Below are 14,754 nucleotides of genomic sequence, written 5' to 3'. Positions count from 1 at the left end.
GTCCACGAGGGGTCAGGGTAGGGCGAAACCGCTTGACCAGCGGCAGGTTTCGGTGTTCGCCTGTATCGGAGGAATAGGCGTGGTCGATCGGCGGAACATGTCCCGGTTCGCTGGCGACCCCGCGCAGTGAGCGGAGGGAGACCGGAGTAACCCTGAGAAGAGGAACCCATGCTGCACGACGCTAAGAAGATGGCCAACGCGCTGAACGACGCGGAGGAGTATCCGGTGCGGGACTGGGACGCTCTCAAGATTCCCAAGAAACACGGCATCTACATGTTCAGCGAGGGTGGCCGTCGATTGTACATCGGGAGCGCAACGGGCTCTAGCGGCATCAGGGGGCGCTTGCACACGCAGGTCTACCCCACCCGGATCCATCCGAAGGAAGGCCCCTGGACCGTGGAGAATCCGCCCCCCAAGAGCGTGCGTGACGCCCGAAACCTGTTGTTCCATGTTCTCGTGGAAGACAACAACGGCCACGCCCCCAAACCCGCCCGCGAATCCCCTTGGTGGCCGAAGAAGGAGGACATCGGAACGCTCAACAAGGCCTTCGAGCGCATCCACAAAATGACGGTGCGGTGGGTGGCGGCCCCCCAAGACAACCCGGACCCCAAGAACACGGCAATCCGTGCGGAGCACTGCGCCATATGCCTACTTCAACCGAAGTACGTCGCGAAATGAGACGGGGGGCCGTGGCCGAGCCGGCCGGGCGGTTGCTCGTCGGGCTGTCGATGGTTTTGGTAGTCAGCGCCGGGGTCCTAATCGGCTGCTCCCCCCCGAAATCAGAAGCTCCCCCGGAATCCGAGCCCTCAGGGTTCGCGCTTACAGCGGAGGAACGGGCGGCGGGGTCGGCCCGGTTCGAGGTCCACGTCATATCGGAACCGCTGTCCTTCCCGCCCCGTGACCACCGCGTGATGGCGGAAGTGACGACTCCCGAGACGGAGCCTGCGCGTGTAGTCGAAGCGCTCATGCGTGCGGCTGTCTCTGTCCATCGAGAAAGCGGCTTTCCGTTTGCGGTGATGGTCCGGCTATGGGATGGATGGCCGAACGCGGATTCCTTCGCAAAACGTGTTGAGGTGTATGCCCTCGACGGGTGCGGGTGGTCGAACGATCCTCCGCGCCATGCGGTCCGGTGCTCGGGTCCGGTGTGGACGTTCGAGAGGGACGAACTCCCCGCGTGGATGCTCCGGGACTCCCCGGACGTGCTCACGAATCCGCTCGCGAACGGATGGTCACTCCGGGTCTGGTGGTAGGGGCGATCGGGTGGGCCGTCAGGGCGGCCGGAACCCTTCCGGTGTCGAGCGGAATACGACTCGAAGTTTTGTGGGAGTGGGCACCCGTGCCTAGAGGAGTTCGGCCCGGTTGGAGGTCGGCGGCCAAGAGGCCGGGGAGCTTGCCCGCGACAGCGGGGTTCCGGGCGGTGCCCGAAGGGGCGTTTTCGGCGGCGTTCGTCGGCTGGCTCAGGACCTGTTACTGATCCTGAGCCAGCCGACGCGACGTTGAACGTCGCGGCTGGCGAGGGGAGGCTCCGCCCCCCTAGACCCCCCGTTTGTAGTGCCGCCTGAATCGCGGGCAGGATTGTCTTGGACAGCCCCGATTCAAGGCCTCCGGCGCAACCGAGCTGTCAGCCCATTGGCGAGCAATCGCGGGAAGGCCGATTCTCGATCGCTCAGGTCCCGGCGCTTTCACGGACCCGCGTCCGCCGGTCAAGAGCCCTCCACCAGCTCGTAGACGGCCACGCGTTGTTCATCGAATTCGCCGCGTTCAAGCAGGAGCACCCAGTCGACACCCGCGTCGAGGAGGGTCGAGCGAGCCGGGATGGTGACCCGACGAACCCAGAGGCCACCCGGGTCCAAGAGGTGGAGTTCCCGCTGCGGCGTCGCCCAGCGGAACACGGAGACCCATACACTGCCGTCCGGCAGCACTAGGAGGCCATCCCTTTCGTAAGCGGGGAGGCGCTCCGGCAGGTCGTCCCGAATCTCGGGCCAGCGCTGCCGCTCGAAGCGCCGACGCGCCGCGGGCGTGTCGTACCGAGCCCGACGGGCCTCCAAATACCGGGCCAAGTGCTCGCCGGTGACCTCGAGATCCGGCCCCGTCCACCGCGCGATACGCGTCACTCGGCCGGTCCAGTCGACGTGTTCGAGTTCGTAGTCGTCGGCCGACCCGTACCACACGCCGGTGCCCGTGGCCGCGAAGGCCAAGCTCCGCCCCCAAGTCATTGGGCCGGACCCGCCACCATATCTGAAGCGCTCCGTTCCGGGGATCCCCTCGGCCAGCGTGACCACGCCGTCGTCCCGTTCCCAACTCACCGCCATCTCCCAACGATAGGTCTCACCCACCGCCGCCCTCTGGAGCACATCCCACTCGCTGTCCGGCCACCCAACGAAGACCAGATCGCCGTCGGGCGAGCAGGTGGGGCTGCCGTACGGTTGCACTCCGGTCCCGGCAAGCGCCCGTGTGTCGATCACGTGGCCGTCCCGGTCCAGCCTCGTGACGCGGTCCAGATGCCAGTCGAACACCGTGATCGCTGTTCCCGGACAGCCCCGAAGCAACCGGACTCCTCCGTACTCGCCCGGTCCCTGACCTTGCCGTCCGCTTGTCCACACATGGCGGCCACGAGCGTCGAACATCCGGATCTCGTAGCTCTGCTCGTCCGCCACGACGATGCTGCCGTCCTCCAGCCGGACGCCGCCTTCTATGTTGCTGAACAGGTATTCGTCGGGGCCGTCGAGCAAACCCACACGCACCAGCGGCTCGTCGGCGAGCACCAAGTCCGCCTCGCGGGGGGAATCGCTCTCCACGATGGCCTGAGGGACGATTCGAGCGATTGCCGGTGCCGTTTCGCCTTCCCGGTTCTCTTCGCCTCGTCGCTCCTCGTCGCGTTCCCGGTCCTCGTACCAAGGTCCGGGCTGCCCGTAGCGGGCAACCAGCATGTCCTGGACCTCGTTCGGCGTCAAAACAAACCGCAGGAAACGTTCCCGAAGCCGAACCGTTCCCAAGGCGTTCAGTTGGTCGGCCAGACCTTGCGCCCGATCCTCGGGCATCAGCGACAGCGGGGCGTCCGGGTTGTCCTGTGAGGGTGCCGCAACGTCGGTGATGTCGCACGCTATGGCGACCAAGGCCACGAGCGTGGCGAGCGTGCGGTGGGGCGCGGTCATGTGGGGCACTCCTGAACCGAATGAGGCGGAAGCCCAAGAAACATCACTTGGAAAGACATTCCCTACGGGCTCAGGGTTGCGCAAGGTGTGGCGCCATTCGGGCGTGCAATCGCGCTTCGCGGGTCTGCGCGTTCACCCCCGAACAGACCATCTCGCCGGCCCGAGAGGCGCGCTGGGTCGACTGCGGCCCGCGCACTCCCAAGCGACAGCGCGGGCGTTGTGGGATCGAAGGGGTAAGCCCCTCGCCAGCCCGCCGTGTAATACGGAGGGTACGCTGGCTTGACCACCGAAGCGTGGGCCAAGCCAGCGGCAACGCCGTCTCGACGGCGGAGAAACCGGAGGGCCGCTTCGTAGCCCTCCGGACGCAAAGCAACGGCTCGCCGGCGACCCGTGGGGCTACTCCGTACCTGATCCGCCAGCGCCACGGCCCACCCGGCTGCTGAAGTGATTCGATGGCTTGAAGACCGGCGCAACACGCGGTGGAACCGCCACCGCCTCGCCCGTTCTGGGGTTGCGGGCCGTGCGTGCCTTGCGGTGCCGCACCTTGAAGGTGCCGAAGCCCCGGATCTCGATGTTGTCGCCACCCACCAGCGTGTCCTTCACGGCGTCGAGGAAGGCATCCACCACCAAGGCGCAATCCCGCTTGGTGACTCGCCCTCGGAGCGCATCGGCGGCCTGCTCAACGAGATCGGCTTTCGTCATTCTGTTCTCCTCGCCCGCGGTGTGGCCATGTCCTCCTCCCTGTTATGATAGCTTGAGGAGGTGGCCTCCGCGTCAACTCCGCATCGCCACGAGCCGAACCGCGTCCTTCGAGAGAGACCTTATCGGATGAGACAGGGTTTCACGGGACGACGGAACGGGAAACGGGGGATCGGCGGCGGTCCATGGATTCCGCTACCCGGCGTGGAAAGGGTGATTGCAGGGGTGATCAGCGGCCACTGAACGCGATCATAACATGTTGTATTATATCATGTTACGCCACCTAACGCCATCGGACTGGGAAGCGGACCGCGGAACGGACGACGGGCCCGACAGCCCCGCCGACAGCCTGGGCTTCTTCGGGTTCAAGAGCCTCACCGACACCCGGCGCGTCACCGCCGGCGGCCGCGCCGTGTGGCGCCTCTCCGAGGGGATGGCGGTCACGGCCGGGTACGAGGAAGAGCGGCAGTCCGTCCGCGGCTTCAATCGGTCCTTCTCCCAGTTCGGGGAGAGTTCCGGCGACTCCGAGGACGACTGGCGGAACCGCGCCGCCCACGCGCAGTTCTCGTGGGTCCGCGACGCGCTGGCGCTCAACGCGGGCGTCAGGGCCGAGGACGACGAGCGGTTCGGGACGGCGGGCACCTGGCGGACGGGAGCGGCGTGGCGCGCCGACGCGTGGGGGACGCGCCTCCGCGTCTCGGCCGGCACCGGAATCAAGGAACCGACGTTCTTCGAGACCTTCGCCACGGGCTTTGTTACGGGAAACCCCGACCTCACGCCGGAACGCTCCACGAGCTTCGAGGGGGGGATCGACCAGGACCTCGGCGGCTCGCTGAAGCTCTCGCTGACCGGTTTCAGCCAGAATTACCGGGATTTGATCCAGTACACCGGCTCTCCGCCCGCCGAGGGCGACCCCAACTTCTTCAACGTCGCGAAGGCCCGGAGCCGGGGGCTCGAGGCGGAGGCGTCCGTGGAGGCCCGCCCGCTACGGCTCACCGGCAGTTGGACGTACCTCGACACCGAGGTGCAGGACGCCGGCTTCGACGAGGGACCCGGCGCCACGTTCGTGGAAGGCTCTGCGCTGTTACGGCGGCCGAAGCACGCCATGGCGGCGTCCGCCTTCTATCCGGTTTCGTCGCGGGTGGGGCTGGACGTGAGCCTGCGGCGCACGGGAGAACGGGAGGATCGCGATTTCTCCTCCTTCCCGGCCGAGCCCGTGACGCTTCCCGCGTACACGGTGCTCGATCTCTCGGCCAGCTTCGACATCGCCGGGCGTGGCGGAGGTCCGGGATTCACGCTCACGGTGCGCGCGGAGAACCTCCTCGACTCGGCCTACGAGGAGATCTGGGGCTTCACGGCGCCGGGTCGCGGACTGTACGTAGGCGGTCGTGTCATCCTCGGCGGGGGTTCCTGACCGGCAACTCGCCACGGGCGCGGATTCCCGGGGGCCCGCGGCGGAGGATGCCGCGGGGCCCGCCGCGTCACAAAATCACGCCGACGCGCCGGGAGAGTCTTCCACCTCGGCCAGCGCTTTCTGCAGTTCGCGCCGGGCCACGCGCGTGACCAGGACGACCACGGCGGCCGTCGCGACGAGGCCCGCCACGAGCAGCGCGGTCTGCCCCCAGTTGGCCGCGCCGCCGGACGCCTCGGCGACTTCCGCTCCGGCTGCGCCGATGTACACGTACAGGAGCGTGCCCGGAAACATCCCCACGAGCGAGGCCGCCACGTACTGGGTGAAAGTCACGCCGGTGAGGCCGTAGAAGTAGTTCTGCGCGCTGAACGGAAACACCGGGGAGAGGCGGGTGAGGAAGACGATGCGCCACCCCTGGGTCTCCACCGCGCGGTCGATGGCGCGCAGCGCCGGACGGTTGGCGAGGAGCTTCTCGACGCGGTCGCGCAGCACGTAGCGGGCGATGAGGAAGGCGAGCGCGGCCCCGATGTTCGCGCCCACGAACACGGTGAGGGTGCCGAGCGCGAGGCCGAACGTGACGCCTCCCGCGATCGTCAGCGCCGAACCCGGCACGAAGAGCACCACCGCGAGAGCGTAGAAGAGTCCGAAAAAGAAGGGTCCCAGCCACCCCAGCTCGGCGGTGGTCTCGCGCAGCCAGGTGACGAGTCGCGCGAGAAAGCCCAGTTCCTCCTCCGCTGCGGACTCCGACGCGGACTCGGATGCCTGCGCGGCCTGTCCGGGAACCGGCGAAGCCGCCACGAGCGCGGGGAGGCCGAACTCCGGACCCGCGCGGGCCGACGGGGCATCGACCGCGCACTCCACCGACCCCGGTACGAGCACCGTCAGAAGGAGCGCGATCCAGGCGGCCGCCGAACCCCGTCGCTTGTTTCGCCCCGGTCCGGGAACCACTACGGCCTCTCCAGTCGATTGTGCGCCGCGAGGATGCGCCGCACTTCGTCATGCGGGAGTCCGGGCACCGTGTTCCCGTCGCGCCCCACCATGGTCCGACCCGCAACCATCGCGTTCGTGATCGCCTCCTCGGTGGCCTGGGCGGTCGCGAGCAACAGCGGCGAAATGGCGTCGTTCGATATCATCTCGACGGTCGTGTTCTCCCCGCGGCTCCACGCCCCGCTGTTCGCCGTCGAGAATGCGATGAAGATGTCGCCGGAACCGTTCATCCCGTACCCGCCCATCCGACCGATCCCGATCGGAGCCCGGCGGGCCAGCCGCTTGAGCTGGTGCGGCAGCAGCGGGGCGTCCGTCGCGACGACGACGATGATCGACCCGAGACCGTCGAATTCGCCCGCGTCCGCCGATCCGTCCGCGCCGCCGGGCGGCGTCCAGCCGAGGAGTTCCTGCCCCACCGGCACGCCCGCGATCAGCAACTCCGGCCGGCGCCCGTAGTTGCACTGCACGAGCACGCCGACGGTGTAGTCGCCCACGAGCCGGGACGAGGTTCCGATCCCGCCCTTGAACGAATTGCAGACCATGCCGGTCCCGCCGCCGACCGATCCCTCGGTGACGGGACCCGAGGCGGCACTCTCGATCGATGCGAACACGTGTTCCCTGCCGACGTGGAACCCATTGATGTCGTTGAGCCGCCCATCCCAGGTCTCCGCCACGACGGGCAGGCTCCACCAGATGCCCGGCGCGATGGGGTGGTTCGCCTCCGCGTCCCGCGACCACTCGATGACCGCCTGGTGGACATCCCCCACGCTGTGGGTGTTGGTGATCATCACGGGACCCTCGAGGAAGCCCGATTCCTCGACCCAGGTCGTCCCCGTCATTTCGCCGTTCCCGTTCAGCGAGTACCACCCGGCGAAGACGGGTTCGTAGCTGTCCGTACGCGGGAGCACGGCCGTCACGCCCGTGCGCACGGGGCCCTCCCCGACGACGAGCGCCCCCTCCCCTTCGATGATCGTCGCATGTCCGACCCGGATGCCGGCCACATCCGTAATCGCGTTCCAGGCTCCCGGCTCCCCCGGGAACGGGATCCCGAGATCCCGCGCCCGCGGCGGGGCCTGGGCGTCGAGGGCGGCGGCGGCCAGCAGTCCGGCGGCGGCCAGCAGCGGCGCGGCCGGGCGCCGGCGGGTCGATCCCGTTCGTGGCAAAAAGAACATCGACACCTCCACGCGAGGGACTGTTATCTGAACGTGCCCTGGATCCCCAGCGTCCACAGGACGTCCGGCCGCAGACCGGCCGCCTGGATCGGGAGCAAAGCGTTCGTGACGAGAATCATGTCTCGGCCGAGCATGTACTTGAGCCCGACCGCGAGGTCGATGAAGTGGTGACCGACGTTGGGGAGGGATGACGACTCGACCGTGAGAGCCGGGGTGCCGACGAACGTGACGGGACCCGGCATCGGATGCTCCGGATCCGCCAGTTCCCAGCGAGTGATGAGGTCGGCGGCCACCGTGACGGCGTCGGACGCGTGGGCATCGAATCCCACCGTCGCGAGCACCGCGTCCCGGTCGAAGTTCCTGTCGCGCAGGTTGCCTTCGCGCAGGAGATACCCGGCGTTCAGGTGGGGCGAGAATCGTCCCCGATTGAGGGAGAGAATCGCCAGCGCACGGCCGCGGCCTTCGCCGAGTCCGAGCAGATCTTCCTCCTGGCCCGTGGGGAAGGTGACGTCCGCCAGGAGCGCCATGCCCAGGGGCGGCGGCGCGCGGCCCACGGTCGTACCCCCCATGAGGTTGACCTTCACCCGGGCGGAGATGTCGCCGATTCCCGTCGCCGACCCGCTCACGGAGTTGCTCGCCTGGAGGACCGGCGCGGCGGGCGTGCCGCCGAAACGGTGCGCGAGCGAATTGCCGAGCGACAGAATCTGGGCGTGTGCCGTCCCTCTCAGACTGGCCCGCACGACCGGCACGGAGAATCCCACGTCGAGGAAGGACGCCAGGCCGGCGCTCAGCACCGCCGTGGCAACCGTGTAGTCGAGGTCGAGATTCGTCCGCACCCGGAGCACGTCCCGCTCGAAAAAGGGCAGACCGAGTCCCGGATCCGGGCCCAGGGCCACGTCCGAATCCTCGTGGAAGAAGTTCAGCACGAGATTGTCGGTGGGCACGCCGCTGAAGTTCGTGACCTGGAACGCGGTCGCTTCGAGGCCGAGGAAGAAACGCCCCATCCCGAGGGTTTCGGCCCGCTCCGCGAAAATCGGCCCGAACGACGCACTCCGCTCTCCGTCCGACCAGATGCGGCCGCCGGCCATCGCGGTCGGAGGAAGGCTGCCGACCACGCCGGCGATCCGCCCCTGGAAGGAGAGGATGAGCGCGTCGTTCCGCGGGACCCGTTCGCGCAGGTAGTGCCGGCCGTGCTCCGTGCTGAAAACCCCGGTCTCGTCGAAGTCCGGATCGAGGCACAGAGGCACCCCGCACTGCCCGAACACGAACAGTTCCGACACGAGGTCCGTGAGCGACTGTGCCGCGGCCGGCCGGCCGGTCGCGGCCGCCAGCGCCACCATGACCATGAGCCCCGCGACGGCTCGTCTGTGCATCTCGCCTCCCATCGAGTTTCCGCTCCGGTGGCGCTGAAGGTTCGCGCAGCGGTCGGACGCGGCAAGGTGACCCGTTGACCTCCGGCGCCCTCCGCGCTCATCCTCGGGCCATGCCTTCGTCACGCCCGCGTCTGACAACAGCCGGCTCCGCACCCGCGTTACGCCGGCGCAGCCAGGATACCCACGACGTCATCATCGTCGGCTCCGGCGCGGGGGGCGGGATGGCCGCCTATGTGCTCGCCTGTCACGGCGTCCGGGTCCTGCTTCTCGAAGCGGGGCGAGACTACGATCCGGTGTCCGAGACCCCGATGTTCCAGCTCCCCGCCGACGCGCCGCTCCGGGCCGCGGGGACCGCCGACAAGCCGTTCGGCTTCTACGACGCGACGGTGGACGGGGGCTGGCGCGTTCCCGGGGAACCCTACACGAGCGCCGAAGGGGTCAACTTCATGTGGTGGCGGTCGCGCATGCTCGGGGGGCGGACGAACCACTGGGGCCGGATCTCTCTCCGCATGGGCCCCTACGACTTCAAGCCCTACAGCCGGGACGGGCTGGGGTTCGACTGGCCGCTGACGTACGACGACCTCGCGCCGTGGTACGACCGCACCGAAGCGTTCGTCGGCATCTACGGTTCGAGTGAGGGACTCGAGAACACGCCCGACTCCTCCGATGGGATCCTCCAGCCGCCGCCCGCGCCGCGCGCTTACGAACTGCTCGCGAAGAAGTCGTGCGAGGGTCTCGGGATCCCGGTCGTGCCCGCGCACCTCGCGATCCTCACCGAGGCGCAGGACGCCGAAGGCCTGTCGCGGATGCTGTGGCCGGGCAACGCGCTGGCCCGGCAGGTGACGCGCGACGCCATGCGGGGCCGCGCACCCTGCTACTGGGCGACGCCGTGCGGGCGGGGCTGCTCGATCAAGGCGAACTTCCAGTCGACGACCGTCTGCCTGCCGCCGGCGCAGGCGACCGGCAACCTCACGACGATCACGGACGCCATGGTGCGCGAGGTGACGATCGACGAGCGGGGGCGGGCCACCGGCGTACACTACGTCGACAAGAAGGCGCGCGCCGACCGCCATGCCGCGGCCCCGGTCGTCATCCTCGCCGCAAGCGCCCTCGAGTCGGCCCGCATCCTCCTCAACTCCCGCGGTTCGCTCTTCCCCGATGGCCTCGCCAACGGGAGCGGCCTCGTCGGCAAGTACATCATGGACACGGTGGGCGCCGGCGTGTCCGGCCAGATTCCCGCCCTCGAGTACCTGCCGCGGCACGCCGAGGAGGGGGCTTCGGCGATGCACATGTACATGCCATGGTGGCTGTACGGCGACCAGGCGGCGGGACGCCTCGACTTCGCCCGCGGCTACCACATCGAGTTCGGGGGCGGGCAGCGGATGCCGGGCTACGGCGCCTTCAGCGGCATCGAGCCGCTCACACAGGGGGCCTACGGACGGCGCTTCAAGGAGGAATGCCGCCGCTACTACGGTTCGTTCATGTACTTCGACGGCCGCGGCGAGATGATCCCCAACGAGGACTGCTACTGCGAGATCGATCCCGAGGTCGTCGATCAGTGGGGCATCCCCGTGCTCAGGTTCCACTGGAAGTGGTCGGACCACGAACTCAACCAGGCCCTCCACATGCAGCAGACGTTCGCCGGGATCATCGGGGAGATGGGCGGGCGCGTGCTTTCGACGGTTCAGACGGACGGCGAGCGCGCGATCCTGGCGCCCGGCCAGATCATCCACGAGGTGGGCGGAGTGCGGATGGGAGACCGGCCGGAGAACTCGGTGCTCAACCAGTACTGTCAGTCCTGGGAGGTGCCGAATCTGTTCGTGATGGATGGCGGGCCGTTCGTCTCCAACGCGGACAAGAACCCGACGCTCTCCATCATGGCGATCGCATGGCGGTCGTCGGAGTATCTCGTGGACCAGCTCCGTCAGGGGGCTCTCTGATGTCCGACCACGAACGCGAACGTGCACGGGACCTCGAACGGGAACCGGAGGCGACCGAGGGACTGACCCGCCGCCGGGCGCTGCAGGTGCTCGCGGCCGGGGCCGCCGGTGCAGCCGCGCTCTCCACGGCGGCGTGTATGGACGAGTCCGAGCCCGGACCGGCCGGTAGCGAGAACCCGACCGACCCCACCGCCTTCTCCGGCGCCACGAGCGGCGGCAACCCCCGGGCCGCCGGGACGCCGACGGACCCGGACCTCGTTTCGCCCGTCGTGTGGTGGGATCTCGTGCTGACCGAGGACGAACTCGTCACCCTCGCCGCCCTGTGCGATGTCATCATCCCCGAGGATGAGCATTCCCCCGGTGCGGCGGCTCTCGGCGCGCACGCCTTCATCGACGAGTGGGTGAGCGCGCCCTACGACGGCAACCGGGAGGATCTGACGCTCGTGCGCGGCGGGCTCGTGTGGTTGGACATCGAGTCTACCGAGCGTTTCGGGCGTCGCTTCACCGATCTGACGCTGGAGCAGAAGCACGCGATCTGCGACGACATCTGCTGGGCGGAGAATGCGGCCCCGGAGTACAGGGTCGCCGCACGCTTCTTCGACCGCGTGCGGGATCTCACGTCGACCGCGTTCTGGACGACGGTGGAGGGGATGGCCGATCTCGGCTTCGTGGGGAACCGCCCCATGCCCCGCTTCGACGGCCCGCCCCCCGAGGTTCGCGAACGCCTGGGTCTGGCCTAGTCGAACGCCTGGGTCTGGCCTGGACGCCGTCGGCGCGAGACCATGCAGGCGGGGTTTCCTTCGCAGACCTGTCCCGGAGTGAGGCGCAGCATGACGCTGAACAACAACTTCTCCCGGCGCAATTTCGTTCGGGCCTCCGGCGCCGCCGGCCTCGGATTGACGATCGTGCCCGCGCATGTGCTCGGTGGTCCCAGGCACCGCGCTCCCAGCGACACCCTGAACGTGGCCCACGTCGGAGTCGGCGGCATGGGAGGCGGCGATGTGCGCGGCATGGCGGGCGTCGGCGAGAACATCTACGCCCTCTGCGACGTGGACGAGCGCCAGGCGGCCGGCTCCTGGAGCGCCTTCCCGCGCGCCAAGCGTTACCGCGACTTCCGCGCGATGCTCTCGGAGGAGGCCGACAACATCGACGCCGTCCTCATCTCCACGCCGGACCACACGCACACCGCGGCCGGCATGATGTCCCTTTCGCTCGGCAAGCCCACGCGCATCCAGAAGCCGCTCGCGACCACGATCTGGGAGGTTCGCCAACTCGTCACCGCCGCGGAGGCGGCGGGCGTCGCCACGCAGATGGGGAACCAGGGTCACGCCCAGGACGGGACGCGGGAGATTCGCGAGTGGTACGAATCCGGAGCCATCGGCGAGATCCGGCGCGTGGAGTACTGGACGAACCGCCCCATCTGGCCGCAGGCGATCCTGCGGCCGACCGAGGCGCACCACGCCCCGCCCTGGCTGGAGTGGGACCTGTGGCTCGGCCCCGCGGCCGACCGCCCCTACCACCCGGCCTACGCCCCCTTCAACTGGCGCGGCTGGTGGGACTTCGGGACGGGCGCCCTGGGCGACATCGGGTGCCACGCGATGGACGCCGCCTTCTGGACCTTCGACCTCGGCACGCCGGAGCGGATTTCGGCGGAATCGACGACGCTGTTCCCGGAGACGGCGCCCGCGGCTTCACGCATCGAGTACGACTTCCCGGCCCGCGGGGATCGGCCGGCCGTGAAGGTCGTATGGCGCGACGGCAACCTCTCGCCGCCGCGGCCCGAGGAAGTGCCGGACGACGCGCGCTGGCCCTTCGAGTCGAGCGGGCAGCTGTGGATCGGGACCGACGGCAAGATGTTCGCGGGGATCTACGGCGAGAACCCCCGGCTGCTCGACGCCGAACGGGACGCGGAGATCCGGGCCGACCCGCCGCCGGCAAAGTACCCGCGCACGGACGGCGTGTACGCGGAGTTCGCCGGCGCCTGCAAGGACGGGCCGCCCGCCGGTTCCAACTTTGTCGAACACGCGGGACCGCTGACGGAGATGGTGCTCCTCGGCAACCTCTCGGTGCGAAGCGGCCGGGAAGTGCGGCTCGATCCGGCTACGGGCGAAATCCTGAACGGCGTCTCGATCCCCGAACGCTTCGTGAAAGCCGACTACCGTTCGGGCTGGGGGTGGTAGCGGCCCGCTGCCCGACCGCTGACGAACGTCGGCCGGTGACTCCGTGCAACTGAACGGCCTCGACTGGATCGTCCTGGCCGCGTACGGGACCGTGGCCCTCGGCGTGGGGCTGTGGTTCGCCCGACGCGCCGGCTCCGGCACGAACGAGTTCTTCCTTGCGGGACGGAAGCTCCCCTGGTGGCTGCTGGGGACGTCGATGGTCGCGACGACCTTCTCCACCGATACCCCGAACCTCGTCACGGACCTCGTCCGCAACGGCGGCGTGAGCCGGAACTGGGGCTGGTGGGCCTTCCTCATCACGGCGATGTGCACGACGTTCTTCTACGCGAAGCTGTGGCGGCGTTCCGGCGTATTCACCGACATCGGCTTCTACGAACTCCGCTATTCGGGGCGCGCGGCGACCTTCCTCCGGGGCTTCCGGGCCCTCTATCTGGGCGTCTTCTTCAACGTCGTCATCATGGCCACGGTCACGCTCGCCGCGATCAAGATCTCGGGGGTCCTGCTCGGGGCGGACAAGTACACGACGGTGCTCGTCGCGGGCACGGTGGCGGCGCTGTACTCGGCCACGTCCGGGCTCTGGGGCGTGGTCGTCACCGATCTCCTCCTGTTCGCGATCGCCATGATCGGGGCCGTCGCGGCGGCGTCGTACGCGCTCGCGCAGCCGGAGGTCGGGGGCCTGGCCGGACTCGTCACGCACCCGGAGATCTCGCAGAACCTCTCGCTGCTGCCCGACTTCTCGGACTGGCGGACGGCGGCGATGGTGTTCGTCATCCCGATCGCGGTGCAGTGGTGGGCGAGCTGGTATCCCGGCGCGGAGCCGGGCGGAGGAGGGTACGCGGCACAGCGGATGCTCGCGGCGCGGAACGAGCGCGACTCCATGCGCGCCACGTTGTGGTTCAACATCGCGCACTACTCGCTGCGGCCGTGGCCCTGGATTCTCGTCGCCCTCGCCTCGATCGCGGTCTATCCCACGCTCGACTCCATCGGAGCGGCATTCCCCGACCTCGATCCGAGCATTCTGGGGCACGACCTCGCCTACCCGGCGATGCTCGTCTTCCTGCCGCACGGACTCCTGGGACTCGTCGTCGCTTCGCTCGCGGCCGCCTACATGTCCACCATCTCCACGCACCTGAACTGGGGGTCGTCCTATGTCGTCGACGACTTCTATCGCCGTTTCGTGGCCCCGGACCGGGACGAGGCCCACTACGTGCGCGTGGCGCGGATGTCCACCGGGCTGCTGATCGTCCTCTCCGCCGCCCTCGCGCTCTTCCTCGACAGCGCGAAACAGGCGTTCGAACTCATCCTGCTGCTGCACGCGGGGAGCGGTCTGATCTTCCTCCTGCGCTGGTTCTGGTGGCGGGTGAACGCGTGGTCGGAGATCTCGGGCATGGCGGCCTCGGCGACCGTGGCGCTCTGGTTCCCGCTCCTCCACGAGCGCGTGGGGCTGCCGGCGCTCGACCCGGCGGTCAGCCTGCTGCTGGGTGTCGGGCTGACGACGGCCGTGTGGCTCCTCGTGACGTTCCTCACCCGACCCACGGACACGGCGACGCTGCAGGGCTTCTACGATCGCATCCGCCCCTTCGCCCCCGGGTGGCGGAGGGCCGTGAACACGCAGCCGGACGCGCCCGGGAGCCTGGCCGCGGGTCTCGCCGCGTGGGGCCTCGGCTGTGTGACCGTGTACGCCGTGCTCTTCGGCACGGGGATGGGCCTGTACGGGAAGCCGGCCGCCGCGGTCGGGTTCGGACTCGTGGCCGTCGCCGCCGCCGTCGGGCTGTTTCGGGCGCTCCCCCGGGTGGGCTTCGACTGACCGAATCCGGCTGACACCGGAGCCTGCCGC

11 protein-coding genes are annotated in these 14,754 nt (G+C 68.9%); 6 read left to right on the top strand and 5 right to left on the bottom strand.

What is annotated here, in order from left to right:
- The first annotated feature begins 168 nt into the window (after positions 1-168).
- Positions 169-678, top strand: a complete 510-nt coding sequence (locus tag RN901_RS03485; RefSeq protein ID WP_310755981.1) for a hypothetical protein — start codon at positions 169-171, stop codon at positions 676-678.
- A 1,025-nt stretch (positions 679-1,703) separates the two neighbouring features.
- Here RN901_RS03485 and RN901_RS03480 read toward each other — a convergent pair.
- Complete coding sequence (locus RN901_RS03480; protein ID WP_310755979.1) at positions 1,704-3,155, bottom strand: hypothetical protein; 1,452 nt, start codon at positions 3,153-3,155, stop codon at positions 1,704-1,706.
- Between the two features lie 396 nt (positions 3,156-3,551).
- Positions 3,552-3,857 (bottom strand): HU family DNA-binding protein, encoded by a 306-nt coding sequence (locus RN901_RS03475; RefSeq protein ID WP_310755977.1) that lies wholly within the window; start codon positions 3,855-3,857, stop codon positions 3,552-3,554.
- Between the two features lie 268 nt (positions 3,858-4,125).
- Here RN901_RS03475 and RN901_RS03470 point away from each other — a divergent pair, with 268 nt between their 5' ends.
- Positions 4,126-5,268 carry a TonB-dependent receptor gene (locus tag RN901_RS03470; protein ID WP_310755975.1) on the top strand — a complete coding sequence of 381 codons (1,143 nt, stop codon included), beginning with the start codon at positions 4,126-4,128 and terminating at the stop codon, positions 5,266-5,268.
- 75 nt (positions 5,269-5,343) lie between these two features.
- On the opposite strand, the gene RN901_RS03465 is transcribed toward RN901_RS03470, so the two are convergent.
- The 3 genes from RN901_RS03465 to RN901_RS03455 are packed head-to-tail and all read right to left on the bottom strand — an operon-like array spanning position 5,344 to position 8,797.
- Positions 5,344-6,213 carry a TVP38/TMEM64 family protein gene (locus RN901_RS03465; RefSeq protein ID WP_310755973.1) on the bottom strand — a complete coding sequence of 290 codons (870 nt, stop codon included), beginning with the start codon at positions 6,211-6,213 and terminating at the stop codon, positions 5,344-5,346.
- Entirely contained in the window at positions 6,213-7,424 is a 1,212-nt protein-coding gene (locus tag RN901_RS03460; RefSeq protein ID WP_310755971.1) for a P1 family peptidase, read from the bottom strand. Before RN901_RS03460 ends, RN901_RS03465 begins: the two co-directional genes overlap by 1 nt.
- Before the next feature lie 23 nt (positions 7,425-7,447).
- Positions 7,448-8,797 (bottom strand): transporter, encoded by a 1,350-nt coding sequence (locus RN901_RS03455; RefSeq protein WP_310755970.1) that lies wholly within the window; start codon positions 8,795-8,797, stop codon positions 7,448-7,450.
- Between the two features lie 221 nt (positions 8,798-9,018).
- Between RN901_RS03455 and RN901_RS03450 the strand changes: the two genes are divergently transcribed.
- The 4 genes from RN901_RS03450 to RN901_RS03435 all read left to right on the top strand — a co-directional run bounded on the left by RN901_RS03450 (position 9,019) and on the right by RN901_RS03435 (position 14,724).
- Complete coding sequence (locus tag RN901_RS03450; RefSeq protein ID WP_345782348.1) at positions 9,019-10,737, top strand: GMC family oxidoreductase; 1,719 nt, start codon at positions 9,019-9,021, stop codon at positions 10,735-10,737.
- Positions 10,737-11,477, top strand: a complete 741-nt coding sequence (locus RN901_RS03445) for a gluconate 2-dehydrogenase subunit 3 family protein (RefSeq protein ID WP_310755966.1) — start codon at positions 10,737-10,739, stop codon at positions 11,475-11,477. The genes RN901_RS03450 and RN901_RS03445 overlap by 1 nt, the downstream gene beginning before the upstream one ends.
- 90 nt (positions 11,478-11,567) lie before the next feature.
- Entirely contained in the window at positions 11,568-12,917 is a 1,350-nt protein-coding gene (locus RN901_RS03440; protein ID WP_310755964.1) for a Gfo/Idh/MocA family oxidoreductase, read from the top strand.
- A gap of 43 nt (positions 12,918-12,960) precedes the next feature.
- Positions 12,961-14,724, top strand: coding sequence for a sodium:solute symporter family protein (locus tag RN901_RS03435; RefSeq protein WP_310755962.1), 1,764 nt, complete (start codon positions 12,961-12,963; stop codon positions 14,722-14,724).
- Positions 14,725-14,754 lie beyond the last annotated feature (30 nt).

The sequence above is a fragment of the Candidatus Palauibacter soopunensis genome, from assembly GCF_947581735.1.
Lineage (GTDB): Bacteria > Gemmatimonadota > Gemmatimonadetes > Palauibacterales > Palauibacteraceae > Palauibacter > Palauibacter soopunensis.
The sequence above is the reverse complement of the archived record's forward strand: the minus strand, read 5'-3'. Positions and strand labels throughout refer to the sequence as shown.